Origin of the sequence: Acinetobacter nosocomialis (assembly GCF_041021905.1) — a bacterium.
In the GTDB taxonomy this organism is placed as follows: domain Bacteria; phylum Pseudomonadota; class Gammaproteobacteria; order Pseudomonadales; family Moraxellaceae; genus Acinetobacter; species Acinetobacter nosocomialis.
In genome coordinates this window covers 3,809,844-3,831,525 of the sequence record NZ_CP157432.1, presented here as the reverse complement: position 1 = coordinate 3,831,525, position 21,682 = coordinate 3,809,844, and the positions used below count along the sequence as shown (strand labels likewise).

General features: G+C 37.6%; 18 protein-coding genes. 11 read left to right on the top strand and 7 right to left on the bottom strand.

The window, feature by feature from the left end:
• Window positions 1-11 precede the first annotated feature (11 nt).
• Both ABLC00_RS17930 and ABLC00_RS17925 read right to left on the bottom strand, forming a co-directional pair.
• Entirely contained in the window at window positions 12-575 is a 564-nt protein-coding gene (locus ABLC00_RS17930) for a hypothetical protein (protein ID WP_004884951.1), read from the bottom strand.
• 58 nt (window positions 576-633) lie between these two features.
• A complete protein-coding gene (locus ABLC00_RS17925) occupies window positions 634-1,173 on the bottom strand; it encodes a DUF924 family protein (RefSeq protein WP_004711430.1) in 540 nt (179 codons plus the stop codon).
• A 168-nt stretch (window positions 1,174-1,341) separates the two neighbouring features.
• Here ABLC00_RS17925 and gshA point away from each other — a divergent pair, with 168 nt between their 5' ends.
• From gshA to ABLC00_RS17885, 8 genes are all read left to right on the top strand, one after another.
• A complete protein-coding gene (gene gshA, locus ABLC00_RS17920) occupies window positions 1,342-2,919 on the top strand; it encodes a glutamate--cysteine ligase (RefSeq protein WP_006581421.1) in 1,578 nt (525 codons plus the stop codon).
• 14 nt (window positions 2,920-2,933) lie between these two features.
• Entirely contained in the window at window positions 2,934-3,449 is a 516-nt protein-coding gene (locus tag ABLC00_RS17915; protein WP_002053747.1) for a disulfide bond formation protein B, read from the top strand.
• Window positions 3,450-3,616: 167 nt separating this feature from the next.
• Complete coding sequence (locus ABLC00_RS17910) at window positions 3,617-7,000, top strand: type VI secretion system Vgr family protein (protein WP_006582442.1); 3,384 nt, start codon at window positions 3,617-3,619, stop codon at window positions 6,998-7,000.
• Window positions 7,001-7,003: 3 nt separating this feature from the next.
• Window positions 7,004-7,540: a hypothetical protein gene (locus ABLC00_RS17905; protein ID WP_006580803.1), complete on the top strand. Its 537-nt coding sequence runs from the start codon at window positions 7,004-7,006 to the stop codon at window positions 7,538-7,540.
• Window positions 7,537-9,933, top strand: coding sequence for a M23 family metallopeptidase (locus ABLC00_RS17900; RefSeq protein ID WP_032066794.1), 2,397 nt, complete (start codon window positions 7,537-7,539; stop codon window positions 9,931-9,933). The genes ABLC00_RS17905 and ABLC00_RS17900 overlap by 4 nt, the downstream gene beginning before the upstream one ends.
• An 8-nt stretch (window positions 9,934-9,941) precedes the next feature.
• Window positions 9,942-10,415 (top strand): hypothetical protein, encoded by a 474-nt coding sequence (locus ABLC00_RS17895; protein ID WP_006582445.1) that lies wholly within the window; start codon window positions 9,942-9,944, stop codon window positions 10,413-10,415.
• Window positions 10,416-10,936: 521 nt separating this feature from the next.
• Window positions 10,937-11,398, top strand: coding sequence for a hypothetical protein (locus tag ABLC00_RS17890; RefSeq protein ID WP_348941008.1), 462 nt, complete (start codon window positions 10,937-10,939; stop codon window positions 11,396-11,398).
• A gap of 192 nt (window positions 11,399-11,590) precedes the next feature.
• Window positions 11,591-12,316 (top strand): SH3 domain-containing protein, encoded by a 726-nt coding sequence (locus ABLC00_RS17885; RefSeq protein ID WP_006582447.1) that lies wholly within the window; start codon window positions 11,591-11,593, stop codon window positions 12,314-12,316.
• A 63-nt stretch (window positions 12,317-12,379) separates the two neighbouring features.
• On the opposite strand, the gene ABLC00_RS17880 is transcribed toward ABLC00_RS17885, so the two are convergent.
• Window positions 12,380-13,723 carry an alpha/beta fold hydrolase gene (locus ABLC00_RS17880; RefSeq protein WP_004711445.1) on the bottom strand — a complete coding sequence of 448 codons (1,344 nt, stop codon included), beginning with the start codon at window positions 13,721-13,723 and terminating at the stop codon, window positions 12,380-12,382.
• 211 nt (window positions 13,724-13,934) lie between these two features.
• Here ABLC00_RS17880 and ABLC00_RS17875 point away from each other — a divergent pair, with 211 nt between their 5' ends.
• Window positions 13,935-14,516 carry a YqiA/YcfP family alpha/beta fold hydrolase gene (locus tag ABLC00_RS17875; RefSeq protein ID WP_006582448.1) on the top strand — a complete coding sequence of 194 codons (582 nt, stop codon included), beginning with the start codon at window positions 13,935-13,937 and terminating at the stop codon, window positions 14,514-14,516.
• Between the two features lie 14 nt (window positions 14,517-14,530).
• On the top strand, window positions 14,531-16,414 hold the full coding sequence (gene parE, locus ABLC00_RS17870; RefSeq protein WP_000195970.1) for a DNA topoisomerase IV subunit B: 1,884 nt from the start codon (window positions 14,531-14,533) through the stop codon (window positions 16,412-16,414).
• A 119-nt stretch (window positions 16,415-16,533) separates the two neighbouring features.
• Here parE and ABLC00_RS17865 read toward each other — a convergent pair whose 3' ends face one another.
• Window positions 16,534-17,037 (bottom strand): ureidoglycolate lyase, encoded by a 504-nt coding sequence (locus ABLC00_RS17865; protein ID WP_006582449.1) that lies wholly within the window; start codon window positions 17,035-17,037, stop codon window positions 16,534-16,536.
• Window positions 17,034-18,044, bottom strand: coding sequence for an allantoicase (gene alc, locus ABLC00_RS17860; RefSeq protein WP_006582450.1), 1,011 nt, complete (start codon window positions 18,042-18,044; stop codon window positions 17,034-17,036). The genes ABLC00_RS17865 and alc overlap by 4 nt, the downstream gene beginning before the upstream one ends.
• A gap of 199 nt (window positions 18,045-18,243) precedes the next feature.
• Here alc and hpxO point away from each other — a divergent pair, with 199 nt between their 5' ends.
• Complete coding sequence (hpxO, locus tag ABLC00_RS17855) at window positions 18,244-19,401, top strand: FAD-dependent urate hydroxylase HpxO (protein WP_006582451.1); 1,158 nt, start codon at window positions 18,244-18,246, stop codon at window positions 19,399-19,401.
• 55 nt (window positions 19,402-19,456) lie between these two features.
• Here hpxO and ABLC00_RS17850 read toward each other — a convergent pair whose 3' ends face one another.
• Window positions 19,457-20,182: an outer membrane protein OmpK gene (locus ABLC00_RS17850; RefSeq protein WP_002053945.1), complete on the bottom strand. Its 726-nt coding sequence runs from the start codon at window positions 20,180-20,182 to the stop codon at window positions 19,457-19,459.
• Between the two features lie 121 nt (window positions 20,183-20,303).
• Window positions 20,304-21,671 carry a nucleobase:cation symporter-2 family protein gene (locus tag ABLC00_RS17845; RefSeq protein WP_004711456.1) on the bottom strand — a complete coding sequence of 456 codons (1,368 nt, stop codon included), beginning with the start codon at window positions 21,669-21,671 and terminating at the stop codon, window positions 20,304-20,306.
• Window positions 21,672-21,682: the final 11 nt, after the last annotated feature.

Sequence of the window (21,682 nt, the reverse complement as noted above, 5' to 3'; positions counted from 1 at the left end):
GGTCATCCTATTCATTTTTGTTTTACTGGCGGCTCAGGTGGCGGCAACAATTCTCCTGTCGGGCTTAAACCATATTTTTGTCCGATAGATTTGAGAATTAACGTTGCATCAAAGGCATCTTGAGGAGCCTGCTTTTGATCCCGATAACATTCAATAGTATACGACACTTGAACAGGGTCGATATTGACCACTTGCGGGAAATCATAGAACGGATCATGCCAGAAACCCGGATAACGACGCCCATAACCATACGGATAAAAACTCGGTGCAGCTGGATAAACCACAGCCTGACGAGGTGGTTTTTGGCTTTGATTACTTGGGTCATTTTGTACTTTAAAAAAGCGGAAGCCTTTTTGTACGGTCGTTTGTGCTGATTTCACTAAAGTAATTTCTTCAGCTGTTCCATAGCTCATGTTTGAGTCAGCTTGGAAACTGATTCGAAACGTTTGAGCATTTAACGGATAGGCTGAAAACTGGCCAAGCTGATCGAAGGTTTTTGGTTTGCTTGGTATAGTTGAACAAGCACTTAGAGTTAAGGCAGTGCCTAAAGCTAAACAAAGAGAGAGATATTTCATGGTGAACTCCCAGCTGAGCATGGAAGAATGGATGACTCAGCATTAAAAAAGAGAAGTCTTAAAAACTACTGTTCGGTTCTAGTAAAAATTCAGTTTCCTCTGGTGTTGAGGCACGTCCAAGGATGGCATTGCGATGAGGATAACGTCCAAAGCGATCAATAATCACTTTATGCTTTTTCTCAAAGCTTAAATTAATTTCATTGCCGAGGCGTTGAAATAACTTTAAAGCAAACTCATGGATCAATTTTGATTCACTATGCATAAATGGCATATACAAAAATGAGCGCTGGTCAGGATTAAGCTGTGCATCGAGTTGTAAGCTAATTGCTTCTTGTGACAGAGCTAAAGCGAGGCTGTCATATGCAAAAGATTCAGGTTGATCACGATAAATGTTGCGAGAAAACTGATCTAGCACAATAATCTCTGCAAGACGACCTTCTGGGGTTTTCCGCCAAGACCAAAGTTCTGCTCGAGTTGCCTGCTGATGAATATCTGCAAATTGATCACGGATTTTTTTGTCAAAATCATCACTTTTTGCAAACCAAAGTGAACGGTGTTCAGGTGAAAACCAGAAGTTTAAAATGTCTTGATCGTTCATGATATTGACAACTCTTTAGCAATTATTCTTCAATAAAATCACAATTCTTTCGTGTCTTAAATAACAAGATTGTGATAAAAATTGCCAAACCGAAATGATGTGATCATATCAATATCCATATCATGTCACGATTTTGTATATAGTGATCTTTTATAAGCGAGCAAATGCATGAGTCAACCCACTACACCATCTCAATCAGTTATTCCTGCTTGGGTGGATTCGTCGCTACTACAAGGCATGTTACGTGGAATAGAACGTGAAAGCCTACGTATGCAAAGTAATGGGTTCTTATCACAAGAGTTACATCCAAAGGCTTTAGGTTCAGCTTTAACACATCCGAAAATCACCACAGATTATTCTGAAGCGTTAATGGAGTTTATTACCTCACCACAGCCAACCATTGAGGATGCCCTACATGAGCTCACCGATATTCATGCAGTTGTGCATCGTCATTTAGAAAATGGCGAAAAGCTTTGGCCCTTGTCTATGCCATGTATGCTAGATGACAATGAAGAACGAATTCGATTAGCTCAATACGGTACTTCTAATATTGGTCGTTTTAAGACACTTTATCGCCGTGGTTTGGGTATTCGTTATGGTCGCCGTATGCAGACCATTTCAGGCGTCCACTATAATTTATCTTTTCCCGATTCTCTTTTTTCTGCCTTGCAGGAACATGAAACTGACGAAAAATTAAAAGCACTCAGTCTGCAAGATTATCGTAGCCATCGCTATTTTGGGCTTATTCGTAACTTTATTCGTCTGACCCCACTGGTTATGTTCTTAGTCGGGGCGAGTCCATCGGTTTGTCGTTGTTTCTTGACCGGACATGAACATCATTTGTTGCCTTTAATCAAAGGGTCATACTATTTACCGTATGCTACAGCATTACGGATGGGACGTTTAGGCTACCAGAACTCGGCACAAAAAAGTTTAGGTATCCATTACAACAACTTATCTGGTTATCTGGCTGGTTTACAAAAAGCAGTACATTCTCCTTACCCGCCATTTAGCCGTTTAGGGTTAAATGATGCCTCTGGTGAACCGTTGCAAATTAATGATCATGTTTTACAGATCGAGAATGAATATTACAGTCTCGTGCGTCCAAAACAGGTCCCACACGCGGGAGAAACACCTTCTCAAGCCTTGCAAAATCGAGGAGTGGGTTATGTTGAACTTCGTGCAGTGGATGTAAATCCATATTCGCCAATTGGTGTAAATGAAACAACGGCTGGTTTCCTTGAGGCACTGGCGCTTTATTGCTTACTCAGTGATAGCCCTGAGTTGTTATGTCCCGAGCAAGATTTGATTGAGAAGAACCAGACAGAAGTGGTCAATCGTGGCCGAGCGCCAAATGCGACGATTACTGATTTAAACGGGTCTTACCATATTGAAGATTGGGCACGTCAGCACATTTCTAATATGCAGGATTGTGCCAAGTTACTTGATCAGACCTATGCGACAGATCTGTACAGCTCGGCTTTGGCCGTGATGCAAGAACGTATTGATGAAGTAGATGAAACACTATCTGCGCATGTGATTGATGACACGTTAAAGCATGGTGGAACCTGGAGCTTTGGCAGTCATATGGCACAGATGCATGCTGAAAGTTATGAAAAGCATGAAATCAGTGCAGAGACTTTGCAATATTTTGAACAATTGGCTGCACAATCTTTACAGCAGCAAGAACAACTTGAACAAGATAGTCAGATCAGTTTTGATCAATATCTTGAACAATATAGATAAAAATGAGGTTTTACATGCGATTAAGTTACCGTTTGGTGAGTGGACTGCTTGTACTGGCAAGCATTGTCGGCATGTCTTTTGCGTTATATTTGGAACATGTAAAAGGGTTAGAGCCATGTCCGCTCTGTATTTTTCAACGTGTTGGCTTAATGGCAATGGGGTTTGTGGCGCTCATTGCATTTTTGCATAACCCAGTTTCTAATGCGATTAAACGCTTCTATGCATTTTTAGCAGGCATTGCAATTTTATGGTCAGTGGGCGTGGCAGGCCGTCATGTTTGGCTACAGCATTTACCACCAGACCAAGTACCAAGTTGTGGACCAGGTTTAAATTATTTAATCGATGCATTACCCATGAAAGCAGTTTTACAAGAAGTGCTTTCTGGTTCAGGTGAGTGTGCTGCAATTGACTGGACTTTTTTAGGTCAGTCTTTACCAGTATGGTCTTTGGTTTATTTCCTTTTACTTTTACTGGTCTGTTTATGGCAGTTATTCCGTTTTTATCCGGCATTTAAGACTGCTAAAAAGTGAATTTAATATGATTAAAAAAAACCCAACTTAAGTTGGGCTTTTTTTAATCATATTCGAACAAGTGAAAATATAAGAAAAATTGATAGAAATAACGCATAATTTTGTAGACAGATAGTTCTGTTTTTTATAAAGTGCAGCCGTTTATATATCCTAATGATTATAAAAAAATGGTTTTTAATATATTTAGTGTCTTGGAAAAAATAGGGCTAAATGCTCAGAAACGTGCTATCCATGTACAATTTTCTAATGAACTACTCAATAACCAAATATTCTTACAACGTATAGAAGGCCAACATCAGCTGAATGGTGGCCTAATGGCGGAATTGATCTGCCTTTCAACCAATGCTCAAATTGCATTGAAGCAATTTATTGGTGTTCAGGTCGCTGTTGATCAAGTCACAGATTCGGGCCAATTGTTCCGAACCACAGGTATTGTGACTGAAGCCAGTTATGGACAAAGTGATGGTGCTTTAACACTTTATAAGCTGACTATAGAAGATGCGACAAATTTATGGCACAAACGCCGTAATAGTCGTGTTTTTATGAATAAAAGTATCTTAGAAATTACCGAAGTTTTATTTAAAGAGTGGCAGGAAAAAAGTCCACTGTTTGCTGCGAGTTTAAGTCTTGACTTGAGCGGCTTAGGTCAAAACTATGATATTCGACCTTTTACTATGCAGCATAATGAGTCTGACTATGACTTTCTTACACGCTTATGGCGAAGTGAAGGTATTAGTTGGCTCATTGATGAAACAGAGCTTTTTGTTCCGCATTTTACTGCGCCAATACAAACTCAAAAACTAAGACTCATTGATGATAATAGCCAGTATCAGGCTTTAGAGCGTCGTAGTATTCGCTATCACAGAAGTAGCGCAACCGAATATCAAGATAGTATTACTGGCTTTGTTGCAGTGCGGAGTTTACAACCAACCGCGGTACATGTGCAGCGCTGGCAACCCGATGCCCTTGCACAAGAAGAGGGTAATGGTTCGGTTGTTACTACACATACACATTCAGATAACTTTGACTCAGCCACTTTAAGTCTTGAGCAGGCTTGGCACGTAAGCCCTGCTTGGATGCAAGATTTAAAAGGGGAAGATCAGGCAACGGCTTCAGGCAGTAGTCAATTAGAAAAACTAAATCAGCACTTCACCGACATGCATGCGAGTCGGGCTAAATACTTTAAAGCCTATAGTAGTGTCCGCGATAGCCAAGTCGGGTATTGGTTTAATCTACGCGAGCACCCTGAAATTGATCAGCATGAAGGGGCAGATCAAGAGTTCTTGATCATTGCTAAAAACTTCTATAATCAAAATAACTTACCTAAAGATTTACACCAGCAGGTTAGCCAGTTATTAACCCAAAGTCGTTGGGATCAACATGGTTACGATGATATCGAACGTCAAGGTAATGAGCTGACTCTAATACGCCGTCAAATCAAAACTGCGCCTGAATATAATCCAGAACAGCATCGCCCAATTGCCTACCCACAAAGAGCAAAAGTCGTGGGACCAGAGGGAGAAACCATTCATGTCGATGAATGGGGACGCATTAAAGTACGTTTTCTATTTACCCGTAGTGATGATCATGGCCATGACGGTGGTGCTGGAAGCAATGACAATGATACCGACTCGGCATGGGTGGATGTACTGACTCCTTGGGCAGGAGAAGGCTATGGGGCACGTTTCTTGCCGCGTATTGGTGAAGTGGTTGTCATTGACTTCTTTGACGGCAATATTGACCGTCCATTTGTGACTGGGCGCATCCATGAAGCGCAGCGTTCACCCACTAAGTTCGATGTAAAAGGGCAACTTCCTGCAACTAAAAAACTGAGCGGGATTCGCAGTCAGGAAATCAATGGCAGTGGCTTTAACCAATTACGTTTTGATGACACAACCGGGCAAATCAGTACCCAACTCCAAAGTAGTCATGCAGCAACACAGCTGAATTTAGGTAATTTAAGTCATCCAAAAGAACAAGAGACGAGCCAAGGCCGTGGTGAAGGCTTTGAGCTCAGAACAGATGCTTGGGGAGCTGTGCGTGCGGGTAAAGGCATGCTCATTAGTACCTATGCACAAGAGCAGGCGATTGCCGACCATTTAGAGGCTGCACAAGCACAATCTTTACTTTCACAAGGCTATGAAAGTATGAAAATGCTCAGTGAAGTTGCAGCCAAGCAACAAACTGATGCTTTAAACGTGATTAATCGCTTACCCAAATTCATCCAGTCGCTTGAGCTAAAAACCACAGGACAAGCATTAAATAGTACGGTAAATCTGTTTAAGGAAGGCATTAATAACGACCCTATACATGCACTCAAAAGCTGTGGCGGCTTTATTGAGGATATTGGTGCTCTAGGCGGTAATGCAAAAGGCGTTGTAGATGAATTTAATGCTTTCTTTAGCGATGCCAAAGATGCGGTGGAAAACTTAAAAGCATTCATCGAAAATGTTGAAGAACATGGTGCCGACCTCGTTAAAGGTAAACTTGCAAGCATTAAAGATCGTATTCATAAAAATCCATTTGAGAGTATTAAAGAGGTTGGAAAGGTCTTAGCCAATGTTGAGACTAAAGACTTTGACATGATGAGTGTATGTGGCACTTTTAGTAAAGGCAGTAAATTGGAAGTGTCACCTTCTAAAGCATTGAGTTCTTTACAAGGCTTTATGGAGGGTTATACCCAAGGTTTAGAAAGCAGTTCCGATACTAAACAGCAAGAACAAGGCAAAATCTTTAGACAAGCCTTAATGCTATTAGCTTCACCAAATGGCATTGCCTTGACCACACCTGAAAATATTATCCTGCAAGCATCGCAAGATATTGCTGAAAGTGCCAGCGGTTCAATTAATTTGAGTGCGCAAAAAAATATTATTGGGCACGCACAAGACAAAATCAGTTTGTTCGCTGCTCAAAAAGGTTTGCGTGCTTATGCAGCAAAAGGAAAGCTCGAATTACAAGCACAAGACGATGCTATTGAAGCAATTGCGAAGAAGGTGATTAAGCTCATTTCTACTGAAGATAAAATCGAGCTTACGAGTCCAAAAGAAATTGTATTAACCGCAGGTGGGTCACAGCTCAAAATTAATGCCAATGGCGTTTTTTCAACAACAGGCGGTAAGTTTGAAAGTAAAGCTGGGCAGCATTTGTTTACGAGTGGGGCAACAGTAAATGCTGAGTTGCCGAAAATGCCTGAGAGTGGAATTTTTAGTCGAAGATTTGATTTTAGTGATATTTTCAATTTAGAAAATTTGAAAGAGGAAGTTAGATTTAAAGTTATCAATAAAACAAAGAATACAGAATATATTGGAATATTAGATGAAATGGGTCGAACACCAAGGATATTTAGTGATTCATCAGATACTGTCGAAATTCAATTTATTAGCAATAATGACAATAAAAATATTATACCTACGAAGGAATTAAATGAAGATATTTATAATCATGATACTGGGGATTTTGTAGATGATGGAATTCAGAGCCAGCTTGCAGAAGCGCTAGATGATGAATATAAAGATGATCTAGAAGATGATTTTAATAAATTTGGAGTATAAGAGATGAAACGCAGTCTAACATTGCTACTGAGCACATTTATCTCAATACAAGCTTTTGCTGAAGAAAATGCTTGTGAAAAAATTTGGGATAGCTTCAAAAATAAAAATGAAAGTATCAAAATTGATAAAGTTAATGTCCCATGTAAACAAATTTGGGAAGATAGCAATAAAGCAAAGCTTGTAAAGACTATTGGCTTAAACCCAAAAGATGCTCAATGGATGTCAACAGGGGAATGTCAAGTTATTGAAGTGAATAAAAATAAATACCAAGTTTATTATGCTTATCTAAAAAATGATCATAGTGATATAAATATCATTAGTGATACTAATGGTAATTATTTTTCATATTTTAGAAATTTAGGTCGCTATGATATGTTTGAAGATAAGTTTTTTCCAACAAAAAAAGCAAATAAAAATGGCGTTGAGTTAAGTTGCCCTGGATTGGGGAATTTTGAGAAAATGAAACCTATTTTAAGTTCATATATCAATAATAAAAAAATTGATATTAAAAAATTTAGTTTTGAGGACTTAAATAAATGAAAAATGGTAAATCTATAAATCAAAAGTCATATCCATTAACGCGATATGGATTTATTTGTGCCGTTTCAAGAATGGAATCTTCATCAGATTTAAGTTTACCCTTATCGGCACCAGTAAACATTAGAGCAAGCCAAAATAAAAATTCTCTGGGTTATATTGGTTTTTTTCAGTTTGGGGAAGCTGCACTTATCGATCTTGGTTATTATAAGCATTGGAAGGATAATTCTGATAAAACGGAAGAAAACGATTGGACTGGGAGTTGGACTGGTCACAATAGTGTTAATTCTTTATCAGATTTTTTGAAATCTCCTGCTAAGCAGGTTCAAATCATTGGAGAATGGATAGATCTTCTTTGCAAACGATTAAGAAATAGAAGTTTTAATGAATACTATGGGAAAATAATAAATGGAATTGAAATTACTGAATCGGGTGCCATTGCAGGGGCTCATTTAGTTGGTGACGGAGGCTTAGGTTCTTTTTTAGGTATATCAGGTTTTAAAGGGAATTATAAAGAAGTAGATGGAAATAATGTTCATATTAGTAAATATATTGAGATGTTTAACCATTATGATTTAGAAAGCTGTTGTAGTAGAAAAATATATATAAAATTAAAGAACCAAATTGGACAAATAGCAAAAAATAAAAAAGTAACTATTGAATCTGAATATAGTGGTAAGTTTAAACAATCAAAGTTTATTGTAAATGCAGAGTCAGATGAGCAAGGAGTATTACCTGTTATTATTAGACATCCAGGTAGTAAAATTGTAATTAAAGCAGATGGTAAACAATCTGCGATCATCACACAAGCCTCTGATAAAAAACAATCTATTGAATTAAGTGTAAGTGAAGATATTAAAATTCAGTCTGTCTTACAAAAACCTGCTGAACCAGAGCCAAAACAAGAAAAAGTTGTTGTTGTGGAACAGAAAACTGTTGATTCGAATAAAGATGAGGTGAAAACACATACTTCTAAAGATATAAAATTTGATATAGCCATAATAGAAAGTGACACAAATAGAAAAATAACGAATATGAGGTTTTTCGTAAGATATAAAGGTAAGATCAAAGAGCATACTTCTGATAGTTCAGGAATAAAAACTGGTATAATTGCAGAAGAGGGTGAAAGTTTAGATATATTGGTAAATGGAAGTAAAGGTTATCAAAAACTAAAAACAATATCCGTAACTAAAGGAATAGAAAATAGCTGTATATCAGTCCCATTAGGGCTAGTCAGCGTGAAATTGAAGATACATGATAGTAAAGGTAAAATTTTAAAAAATAATAAGTTTTTTGTTTCATATAGAGGTAGAGAAATAGAAAAAACAACGGATAGTAATGGCTTTATTCAATTAAAAATGTTGAATGCATTTGTTTATAAATTGCTACTTTCAAATAAGCAACCTGTTTTGACATTAAGAAATGATCCAAGTATTTCCGTAATCAATGTCAACTTAAATTCTGCGGCTACAACAATACAGATGCCTCGAGTAGCTTCAAATACTCCAAGTAAGACAGTACCAGCAAAAACTACACCAGCGAAAGAAACCTCATCTAAGAAAGAAGAGAGCTTTGTTGATTACTTAATTGATTTTATTCCTTCATTAGGAAAAACAGAGAATGTTCATACAGAGAAAAATGGTAATCCTTTAACCAAACAGTATGGTAGTGATGTCGCTTTTACTATTAAAACAATTAATAAAGAGACAGGTAAGGAAGAAAATCTAGCTTATTCAATTAAGTATAATGGTGCAAAAAGAACACATTATACTGGACAAGATGGGATTGGATTAAAAAAACATCGAGGCGAAGAAGGAAAAAAAATTGAAATTGTTGTAGATGTTGATAGTAAAGAACAAGTACTTTATACCGCTATATTGAAGAATCCTATGCCAGTCATTGAAATAAGAATAGATAAGCCAAAAGATGATGGTTCATATTTATTCCCTTTAAAGGTACGGACAAATTCATATAAAAATGGATTTGCTCGATTTGGTTCTAATCGTAGTGGTGGAAAACGTAAACACGCAGGTTGTGATCTGTATGCACCAACAGGAACTGAGATTAGAGCGATGGCTGATGGAAAAGTACGTGTAGTAAAAGCTTTTTATTCTGGTACTGATGTAATTGAAATTGTACATAAAAAACATATTATACGCTATGGCGAGGTTCTGGCAGGGAAGTCCTTAGTAAAAGTTGGAGATGATGTAAAACGCGGACAAACTATTGGCTATGTCGGTAAACTCACAGTACAAGTTCCAAGTATGATGTTGCATTTGGAGATGTATTCTAATCCTAAAGATACTAGTCCATTAACAGTTCGTGGCAATAATGCCTATCAACGACGCTCTGATCTAATAGATCCTACTACTTTTTTAGACAATTCAACATTATGAGATTGGTAATGAATAAAATTTTAATAGCGCTAAGTTTTTTATTTTTGACGGCTTGCAATGATTTTAACAAACTGGAAAAAGAATCTAATGCATCTGTTGAACAGCAAAAAGAATCAAATTCAGTTATAAAGTCACAGTTAAGTAACTCTAGTGACTCACTAATAAAAGAAACTACTGTTTCTCAAGTAAAAGATAAAAAAAAGGAAAATTCAAAACCGCAAATGGATGCTCAGGATAAAATTACTTGTATGGGTAAAACCTTAAATGATTGGTATACTTTTGATGAAAATTTAGAACAGCCAAAATGTAAGAAATTAAACGGTTATAAATTAAAGAATTATCAATGTTCTATTGAGAAAAATGTATTCGATTTAAATTCTGATGCTATTAGAATTACAATGAAAGATGCTAGAGTATTTGCATTCCATTCTCTTGAGCAATGTCAAGAAGCTGTTGAAATGTGGGAAGCGAATGGTGTTTAGAATTTAAAAAAATTGATTAGAGTCATTAATTATTATATTTATTTAGAAAATATAAAATTACTTCATTAATAGTAATTTTAATGAAGAGCTAAAATAATTCTAGATTTTGAGATGATTTTTATCTAACCTGTTGTAAGACATGTTAAGTTATTAACTCTATTTTAAAGCCCAACTATCTCTATCATAGTTGGGCTTTTTTATTTCTTTACAACACTTCCAAATCTTTGAGCGTATAGTTTCACTTATCAATTATGAGTTTGAATACCTTCTTGTACATAATCATGTACATGAGGAAAAAACTAGCAAGAAATTTTTTTAGAAAAATTGGGTGGCACTGAATTTAAAAATACTTTAAGCTAAAAAATATTACTTTATGTGAGTTTTAATAAAAGTATAAGATAAAATGTGTAATTCTAAAAATATATGCAAAATATAATTATAGATGAGTTAAATAAAAATATTGTTATGATGTTTTTTTGTAAGTTTTCTTATAAAATAAAGCACCAGTTTAGGTATAACTTATGAAATACAAATTATTTACACTTATTTTTCTATCCTTTTTCTTTGGTGTTACAAATGCAAGTAATGATGAGAAATGTTTTGAAGACTCAAAAATTTTAATCATAAACTTATATAAAAACTATCCTGTGGATGGAAATAAAATTATTGAGAGTGCTGATAGAAAAACTATTTCTAGGTTTTTTTCTAATCAATTAACAAATATGTTAGTAAAAGATTATGCTTGTAGAAGTAATTTAAATGGTGTATGCAATATAGATTTTAATATTTTAAGTAATGCACAAGATGATATAGGTAAATTTAGTATACTACAAGCTACAGATAATATTGTTACTGTTAAATTTAATACGCCTACACATGGTAAATTTATTGATTTTCTGATAGAAAATAAAGGGAAATGTAAGCTTATTAAGAATATAAAATACAATAATAATACTAATTTGATTAAAATCCTACAGCAATAATTTTTTTATTTAGTGATTATGTTAATGCAGTATATAAATTGCGGCTTGTTAGAAATATGAAAGTGATTTTCATGATGATAAAGAATAACCATAAATTTTTAAAATTTTGATTATATTTTATAACAATATTATTTTGAAAGATGATATTGTTATAAAAGAGATCATTCAAAGTAAATAATGAGCTTAGCTTAAATGAAACAATATCTTAAATTTATAGTTTTTACTTCTTTCATGATCGGATCTATTGAGGCTTCATATGCTGACTTTGGTTTTATTCAAGATAAAGATGGGTATGTGAATGTAAGGGAAAATTCAATTTTAAATTCTAAAGTTACGTCCAAATTAAATAATAATGAAATTGTTTCTTGTGTGATGGATGAACAGACTAATAATTTTTGTTTAGTTAATGCAAGCAATGGTGTAACTGGATTTATCTATAAAAATAGAATAAATAATTTTAGTGGGTACACTTCTATTAAACTATCTCAATATTCTAGAGAAAAAGCTGTTTATAATGATAAAAACATAATACTAGAAGTGTATGCAAAAAAAGCTATTTTAGATCCTAAACTTTATAAAACTTTTAAAGGTGAATATAAGTATTTTAAGAATAAACAATTCTTTGGTACTGATGGTACTTTACCTAATAATGATTTTTTACAACTTGATAAAATCATAATTAAGGATAAAGATAAGAAAATTGAAATTGGTAAAAATGATATAGAACAATACTTTTTTCCTAAAAATGGTATAGATGGTGATAAGAACGAGCTTGCTGATTTTAAAATATATTATTTAAATAATAATATTTATATTTTAAATACTTTTAATAATGGTGGTGCAGCAGCTTACAATATTGTTTTAAATATAAAAAATGGAAGAGTAATTGCCAATAAAGCTTGGATGGTTGATATTTAAAATATTATCTTTCTTCTACAAAAGCTAGTTTGTTAAAGAAGCCCAACAAAAGTTGGGCTCTATTTACGTCTCTACAATCCCTTCCAAATCTTCAAGCGTATAGTTCGGCATATCAATAATATGGGTTTGAATACCGTCTTGCACATAATCATTCACATGAGGATATAGCCAGCGAGTAATCTGTTCAGCAACACTTGAGTGATACTGAATTTCAAAATGGTTTAAGCCATAAAAAACGGCTTTATGTGAGTCTGGAACTTTAAGCTGAAAACGTGGATTTGGATGTTCGCCAAGTGCGCTTTTCACACTCACTAAGTAATCGCCAATTACGGTAAGTGCTTTATTACGCACCTTTTCAAACTCGAGTGTTCCTGCCACTAAAAAGGTATTGATATGGGAGGGTAGTGGAGCCGGCGCACGGTTGTCATCCATCATGCCAATACGGGCATCCATATATTCCCAGTCATCATCACGAACGCTGCCATGGCGTAAGTCTAAAATGCCATTACTACGGATATTAACTAGCTGACCCAGTAACCCAACAAATGGGAAAGCTCCGAGCTTATCTTGTATAGCAAATCCAAAACGCTCAAGTACTGCACCATGGTGTGGAGAACCAATACAGACGAGGTTTTCGACCATATGAATCCATTGGTACATATTTTGTTTACCGTAAAACAGTGCGCTACGGGAAACCAGGCCACCCATACTGTGACCAATTAAATCAATACTAGTAATTCTTGGATTGCGCTGTACTAAATCTTCTAATAAGTTTGAAAAACTGCGCCCATTGGCTGAAATGCGGCGACCTGTGTTGTAATTTAAATATAGCATGGTGTTATGGTCACGCTGTGCTAACAGACGCTCACCAATGCCACCATAGTGTGCATTTGACCAAGTAAGATGGTTCATACACAAACCATGAACTAAAATTACGATACGCCCTGCAAGTTCGCCTTGCTGGATTGCACCGTAGTGATCATATAGCACCATCGGCAAGGCAAGTGGACTATGTTGCTTAAGCAAATAGTCTCCAAAAATACCATTTAAAATACCCACCAAAAAATGAAGTGTGGGTGTTAATGGCTTTTCATGAAGGGTCGGAAACTTTTCAATAATACGACGTAAACCCGGCGCTAAAAAATAACGACCATATTTTTGTAAGGCACCATAGGAAAACTGGTAGACCTTTTGCACAGATGGGCGTTTTTGAAAATTATTAGCATTTTGAGCACTAATACCAAAAGCATTTTTTAACACTTCAATATTAATGACTTGTATTAATTCATGTACACCATTTAAGCTGGTGCTGAACAGTTGAGCTAAACCTTCTAGTACGTCGGCCTGACTTGGTGGCGTACGATCCCATTTACAATAAGTTTCATGTAACGGTGTTAAGCTCGGCATATCTTTTCCCCATTTACGTTATAACCGACGTTTTAAGCTGTACTTTTTATGAACGGCAGCTAACGTTTCCATCTTAGTAGTTTAAATAACACATGTTTTTAAAATACTGATGAATGGTAAGTTGAGACGTTTTTCTTGTCTGACAATAGGGTTTTTATATACAAACTGAGAACAAAAATGTGAGTTTATTCTCAATTTAAGAGGGAAATATATGAATATTATCTACCTCCATGGCTTTAATAGCAGCTCTTCTTCGATTAAAGGGCTGAGCCTTAAGCAATATTGTAGCGAATTGGGTATAAATGTGCATTTGCCAGATTTAAATAGATCTCCAGATCAGGTCGTAGCACAAGTTTCAGAAATGATTCAGTCTTTAGAAAAGGTAGCTTTAGTCGGCAGTAGTCTTGGTGGATTTTTTGCGACATATTTTGTCGCGAAATATAATGTTCCGGCTGTACTGATTAACCCTGCTATGCAACCATGGAAGCTGTTTGATGAGTTATTTCAAGTTGAAAGCATGCCTTATAAGGTGAATGATCTATGGTCAATTGATCATGTTCAGTTACGACAGTTAGAACAACTGGAACTGAAACAACCTGAAAATGCTGACAAAATACTCGTCTTATTGCAACAAGGCGACGAAATTTTGGATTATCGTCAAGCACAACGCTATTATAGTGCTGCAACACCATCCTCATTGATTTTGACGGATGCTCATGGCAATCATGCCATGGAAGATTTTGAAGAAAAATTACCCTTAGTGATCGAATTCTTTGCGCACACCATCAAATAAGGAAAACGTACAACGTGACACAATATACGGCTCAATCGCTTGAAGTTCTTTCCGGTTTAGACCCTGTTCGTCGTCGTCCGGGGATGTATACCGATACTTCTCGTCCTAACCATTTAGCCCAAGAAGTTATTGATAATGCTGTCGATGAAGCATTAGCCGGTCATGCCGACAAAATCTGTGTCACGGTTTATAAAGATGGTTCATTGTCAGTTGAAGATAATGGCCGTGGTATGCCAGTTGATATTCATCCTGAATATGGCCAAAGTGGTATCGAAATCATTTTAACCAAGCTGCATGCTGGTGGTAAGTTTAGTACTGATAACTATCAGTTTTCAGGTGGTTTACATGGTGTGGGGATTTCAGTTGTAAACGCTTTATCTACACGTGTTGAGGTAGAAGTTCAGCGTCAGGGTAATTTATACCAGATGGCATTTGAGCAAGGTGAACCTGTTGCTCCTTTAGCGGTGTTAGAAGGTAAAGCACCTAAACGTGCGACAGGAACTACGGTACGTTTCTGGCCTGAAGCTAAATATTTTGATAGTCCAAAATTTGCTTTAAAAGCACTTAAACATAATTTAAAAGCCAAAGCTGTTTTAGCAGCTGGTTTAAAAATCACTTATATCGATCAAATTAATGATGAAAAAATCGAATGGCAATTTGAAAATGGCCTTGTCGATTATTTGATGGATGAATTACAAGATCGTGAAATTTTGCCAAACCCTGCATTTGTAAGTAGTGGACAAGCAGACCGCGCAGCCTGTGAGTTTGCGATTTGCTGGAATGTAGAAGGCGGTGAGCAGGTTCAAGAAAGCTACGTCAATCTGATTCCGACTGCACAAGGCGGTACACATGTAAACGGTTTACGTTCGGGTGTGACCGAGGCATTACGTGAATTCTGTGAGTTACGTAATTTATTACCACGTAATCTTAAACTTTCGGCTGAAGATGTTTGGGATGGCGTGAATTACATTTTATCGCTCAAGTTCCAAGAACCACAGTTCTCTGGGCAAACCAAAGAGCGTCTTTCGAGTCGTGAAGCTGCCAATATTGTTTTAAATATTGCTAAGGATGCGTTTGCGCTCTGGCTCAACCAGCATGCTGAAATTGCTATGCAACTTGCCGAAATGGCAATTTCTAAAGCAGGTCGACGTTTAAAAGCTGCGAAAAAAGTTGAGCGTAAAAAGATTGTTTCTGGTCCGGCTTTACCGGGTAAATTGGCAGACTGCGTGGGCCAAACACGCGAAGAAAGTGAGTTATTCATTGTCGAGGGTGACTCGGCTGGTGGTAGTGCCAAACAGGCGCGCGACAAGAACTTTCAGGCTATTATGCCAATTCGTGGAAAAATCTTAAATACATGGGAGGTTTCTTCTGATGAAGTACTTGCTTCTCAGGAAGTTCACGACATTGCGATTGCAATTGGTGTAGACCCGGGCAGTGATGATTTGTCAGAACTGCGCTATGGCAAAATCTGTATTTTGGCCGATGCCGACTCAGACGGTTTGCACATTGCGACTCTGCTATGTGCTTTATTCGTTAAACACTTTCCAGCATTGGTTGAAGAAGGCCATTTATTTGTAGCAATGCCGCCATTGTTCCGTATCGACATTGGTAAAGATGTTCATTACGCGCTAGATGATGAAGAGCTTGAAACCATTTTAAAAAATGTTAAAGGTAATAAGAATCCGCAAATTACCCGATTCAAAGGATTGGGCGAGATGAATGCAATTCAACTACGTGAAACAACCATGGATCCGAACACCCGTCGTTTGGTTCAGCTCGATCTAGATGATGCACATTTAACAGCAGGTTTACTCGACAAGCTCCTTGCGAAAAAACGTGCAGCAGACCGTAAGCAGTGGCTTGAGCAAAAGGGTAACTTAGCTGATATCACGGTTTAAAAAAGTATTAAAAAAATCCCCGCACAATAGGCGGGGATTTTTTATTTTAATTACACAATAGTATGCAGTATTTAAATAATTAGACTAAAGCAGACAGGTCTGTATAACTTATTCTTTATTTAAAACCTAATTTCTATAGGTTGTGGAAATTGAAAAACATCGCAATTTGCACCACCTCCAATCCGATCTATTACTACAAAATCACTGGGTGCCTCAAAGGTAAGCAAAGGGTGATGCCATGTGCCTGCCCGATAATTAATACTTTGCTTACCATTCGAGATGAAAGCACAGAGCTTGGAAATATCGGGAGTATTTTCATCTAAAGCGGGTGCGACAATAATTAAAAACTTTTGTTGCTGTAATGGAATAAATGCTTGAGAACCTTTCGGATGTCGCTCTAGCATGGAAATTTCCATAGGCAAGACACTGGCCTTGATGTTACGGAAAATACTGATCCCTGCTTTTGCTTCACCCTCAATTTCAGTTTCAACGAGCGCATGGTAGCGTTCGGTGTGGGCATCATTAATATGAAAAAAATCATGCCCATCACAACAAATAACTTCTCCGAAGGGCTGAAAGTTCTCAATAGTTAAGGGCTGAATCTGAACAGTATCTATGATCATGACTTGGCAATTTTCCCCCATAAACGGACACGACTAATGCCACCATCCGGAATCATGTTAATACGGATATGTGAGATTTTTTCATGCTGTAAAATCTCATTCACATATTCATGAATATGGTCCATTTGCATAGGTTGGGCTTCTAGTAAATAAGACCAAAACATACTTTGTGGAATTAATTGTGCATCGGTTGCATTTTCAAGGTAGACCGCTTGTATCGATACTTGGGCAGGGAAGTTCCCTTTAAAGTGCGCCGTATCAATTTCAATTTTTTCAATTTTTCCGCTTTTACCCAACGCAAGAATACACCAGTCATAACCTGGTGCGCGGCGGCGTTTGGTTTCCCATCCATCGCCCATATTGACGCCACGGCCTGGGTTAATCAAATTACGCGGGTGTCCAAAGTGCGCATCGCTATAGGCAATTACGCGACCACCATTTTCAAGAGCCAATAAGTCGAGTGTTTGCTCTGTATCAGACACCTGAATATGAACATCACCATAAACGCGTAAACGGGCGACACCACCATCTGGGAAAATATTGAGGCGTATATGAGTGAAAATTGCATCATTATTGACCATGAAAATATGATGTTGACTCGGCCCTAGCTCTGTATTTCCTAAAATACTCTGCCATTTTGCCCCATTAAGGTCACCATTTGGTGCATAACATGCCTCTAATGATGCAGATGCAGGATAATTTCCTGTAAAAAACGTGGTGTCGATATCAAGTGCACTGATTTTTCCACTCACTCCTAGCTTCACAATACACCAGTCATAGCCCGCATGACGCTTACGGCGGGTCTCCCAACCGTCCATCCATTTGCCGTTATCATCGAATTTATCTTCAACAAAAATAGGTGCTTCAAATTGCAGCATACGTTTTGCTTCTGCAAAGAAATCATCTGAACACTCAATCACTTGTGCACCAATTCGGGCATCCGCCAAATTAGTTTTAGTATTCAAAATTTCAGGAAGTTCAAAAGCTGGAGCGTGCAATGTTGCCATAATGGAGTATCCGTATTTCTTGTTAAAAACATGATTTTTCATTTAAAACTGCACTCACACTGAGCGTGCTGAGATGAGTTTTATACATAAATATATAAGCATGGTGCATGCCAGTTTGGTGGAAAAGCTCAATAAATTTTGAACGATGGCATGTTTTTAGCATAAGCACCCTATAGGTGAATATCTATAGGAGCGTGTTATGAATGTGGTGATTATTGGTGCGGGAATGGGAGGTCTAACCACAGGCATTGCATTAAAGAAATTTGGTCACCAAGTTCGTATTTTTGAGCAAACTGAAAAGATTCTTCCAGTCGGCGCTGCAATTTCGCTGTGGTCGAATGGTGTGAAATGTCTAAATTATCTGGGATTAACCGAGAAAATCGCCAAACTTGGTGGGCAAATGGATGACTTGGCCTATGTAGATGGTTTAACTGGAGATGTGATGACACAATTCAGTTTACGGCCATTAATTGAAGAAGTGGGACAACGCCCTTATCCGGTCGCACGTGCCGATTTACAAAATATGCTGATGGATGAGTTTGGTCGAGATCAGATTTATTTAGGCAAAAAAATGGTCAGCCTTGAGAATAAAGCTGATTATGTCGAAGTGCATTTTGCAGATGGTAGTTCAACACAAGCCGACTTACTGATTGGGGCTGATGGTACGCATTCAATGACTCGTGCCTATGTATTAGGTCAGCAGGTACAGCGCCGTTATGCAGGTTATGTGAACTGGAATGGTTTGGTTGAAATCTCTGAAGATTTAGCGCCAGCTCAGCAATGGACGACTTATGTAGGAGAGGGTAAGCGAGCGTCTCTGATGCCAGTTGCCGATGGACGTTTTTATTTCTTTTTAGATGTACCTTTACCAGCAGGGTTAGAGAATAATCGGGATGAATATAAAAAGCTCTTAAAACAATATTTTGCTGATTGGTGTCAGCCTGTACAGCAGCTCATTGAACGCTTAGACCCGCAAAAGACCAATCGGGTAGAAATACATGATATTGAACCGTTTACCCAATTTTATAAAGGTCGCGTGGTGATTTTAGGTGATGCCGCTCATAGCACCACACCTGATATTGGGCAAGGTGGCTGCCAAGCCATGGAAGATGCGATTTATTTAGCGCGCTCTTTGCAAATTAATACTTTGGGACTAGAAGATGCTTTACGCCGCTATCAAAACAAACGTAATGAACGTGCCAATGAATTGGTGCTTCGTGCACGCAAACGTTGTGATGTAACCCATATGAAAGATGAAACTGTTACCCAAGCTTGGTATGAAGAATTACGCCGTGAACAAGGCGGACATATTATGCAGGGTATTATTAGTAATATTGTCGGTAATCCACTCGACTAAAACAAAAACAGCAAGGAATTTTTCCTTGCTGTTTTATGCTTCTAAATAAAAAATTTTAGAAGTGGTATTTAACCAAAGCACTGACGTTATTTTCGTCTCGGCCTTGTAGGCCAAATTTATTATTCCACACAGAGTGCTCAATACCTAGGTACAGGCGTGTGTCAGGAGAAATGTGTTTACCTACATTCCATTTCCATTGAGTTGTCCAGTTCAACTCACTGGCATGGTCACCTTCAGCAGTTGACCAATCTAGGAAACCATCAACCAAGAATTCTTCAGATGCAATATTAAATGGAATTCCATAGACGAATGTCATTTGATAATCGTCATCAGTTTTCTCGTTGTTTGCACGGTAGAAATTTAAATTCGCATATTTAAAATACGGAATATCTAAATCAACAGCAAAACCATATAAGAAGTTATCGAAATTGTTGCCGTTTTCGCTATTACTTTCCCAAGTGGTACTAATGAGCACATCTTTAATTGGGCCATAAGCCAATTTTTTGCCAGATATTTCACCTAAGCTTAAACGTGGTGATAACTCAAAATATGTACTTTTATGATCATCTTCACCGCGCATACGGTCCATGAAGAAGAACACATCAGCATATTTAACTTTTGCTGCATATTCCAAAGTGATGGTGGTTTCTTTTGCGTCTACAACTTCATAGTTTTCACCATAAAGACCAGTCACGCTAAAATCTTGCCAAATTGGTTTTGCCTGAACCATGGCTGTTGCAGATAACAAGGCACAAGTAGCCGCAAGTTGCTTTAATTGCATTTAAATGATCTCCCCCCAAATAAAGCACGCTAAGGATACAGGGTCTTAAGCAAAAATGAAGCCAAATTTGATCAACGGTTAAAAAAAAGCCCACCGAAGTGGGGCGCTAAAAACGAATTCATTAATGTGTATTTCGTGTATTTATGGTTTGGCTCAATTGAGGGGCAGATGAGCTACGAAATGAAGGTAAATGATTAAATAACAAATTCAATAAGATAGCAAAGATACAAGTTGAACTAATACCCGAATGGAACAAAGTTTGTACCCAAACTGGAAAGTGAGCATAGAATTCATGGTTAATAATAGGAATCATCCCTGCTGATAAAGCAGTCGCGACAATAATCAAATTTTTCTGATCGTTATAATTAATTTTTGCCAAAGTACGGATTCCGCTCGCTGCAACTGATCCAAACAAGACCAGACCTGCACCACCAAGTACAGGCATAGGGATTGCTGCAATAAGGCGACCCATAACAGGCAATAGACCTAAAATGATGAGAATGACACCGCCTGCTGCCACGACAAAACGGCTCTTAATCCCTGTAATTGCTACCAATCCTACATTTTGTGCAAAAGCACTTTGCATGAATGAACCAAAAATAGGTGCAATAGCACTCGAGAACATATCTGCACGAACGCCATTGGCAATACGTTTTGAATCGACTTCAGTTCCTACAATGTCTCCGACCGCAATAATGTCAGCAGTGGTTTCCGTCATAATTACTAAGGTAACAATCAGCATCGATAAAATCGCACTGAGCTCAAAAGTCGGTAAACCAAATGCAAATAGATGAGGGAATTGCAGCCATGCACCTGAGCTCACGTGACTAAAATCACCAAAACCCATGAAGTAGGCCAATATACTACCAGCCATGATCGCCAATAATATGGATAAGCGACGAATACCGGCTTGAGGTAGCATATTCAGAATAATCACAATACCTAAGGTCAGTAGTGCCAAAGAAATATTTTCTACACTTCCCCAGTTGGGTGCTTTCTCGTTACCACCCATCATCCAACGAATTGCAACAGGTAATAGAGATAGCCCAATAATCGTGATGACGCATCCGGTTACAACAGGTGGGAAAAAACGAATGATTTTTGAAAAGTAGGGCGCAAGGCAAAGCCCAACTAGAGAGGCTACAATGACTGCCCCGTAAACTGCAGGTAGACCACCGCCTGTGGTGATAATGGCAACCATGGTCGCCACACCTGCAAAAGACACCCCCTGAACTAAAGGTAGTTTTGCGCCTAGATATTTTGTTCCCATGGTTTGTATGAGAGTTGCCAATCCGCCCACAAATAGCGCTGCTGCAATGAGCATTCCGACTTGTGCCGAGCTTAAACCAGCTGCCATTCCAATAATAAGTGGCGGTGCTACAATGCCGCCATACATGGTAAGTACATGCTGTAAGCCATAAGCAAAACTTTTTGAAATTCCTAAATATTCATGCTCTGGAGAAATCGCATTCTTTTGTCGATGATTCATATTTTTCTCCT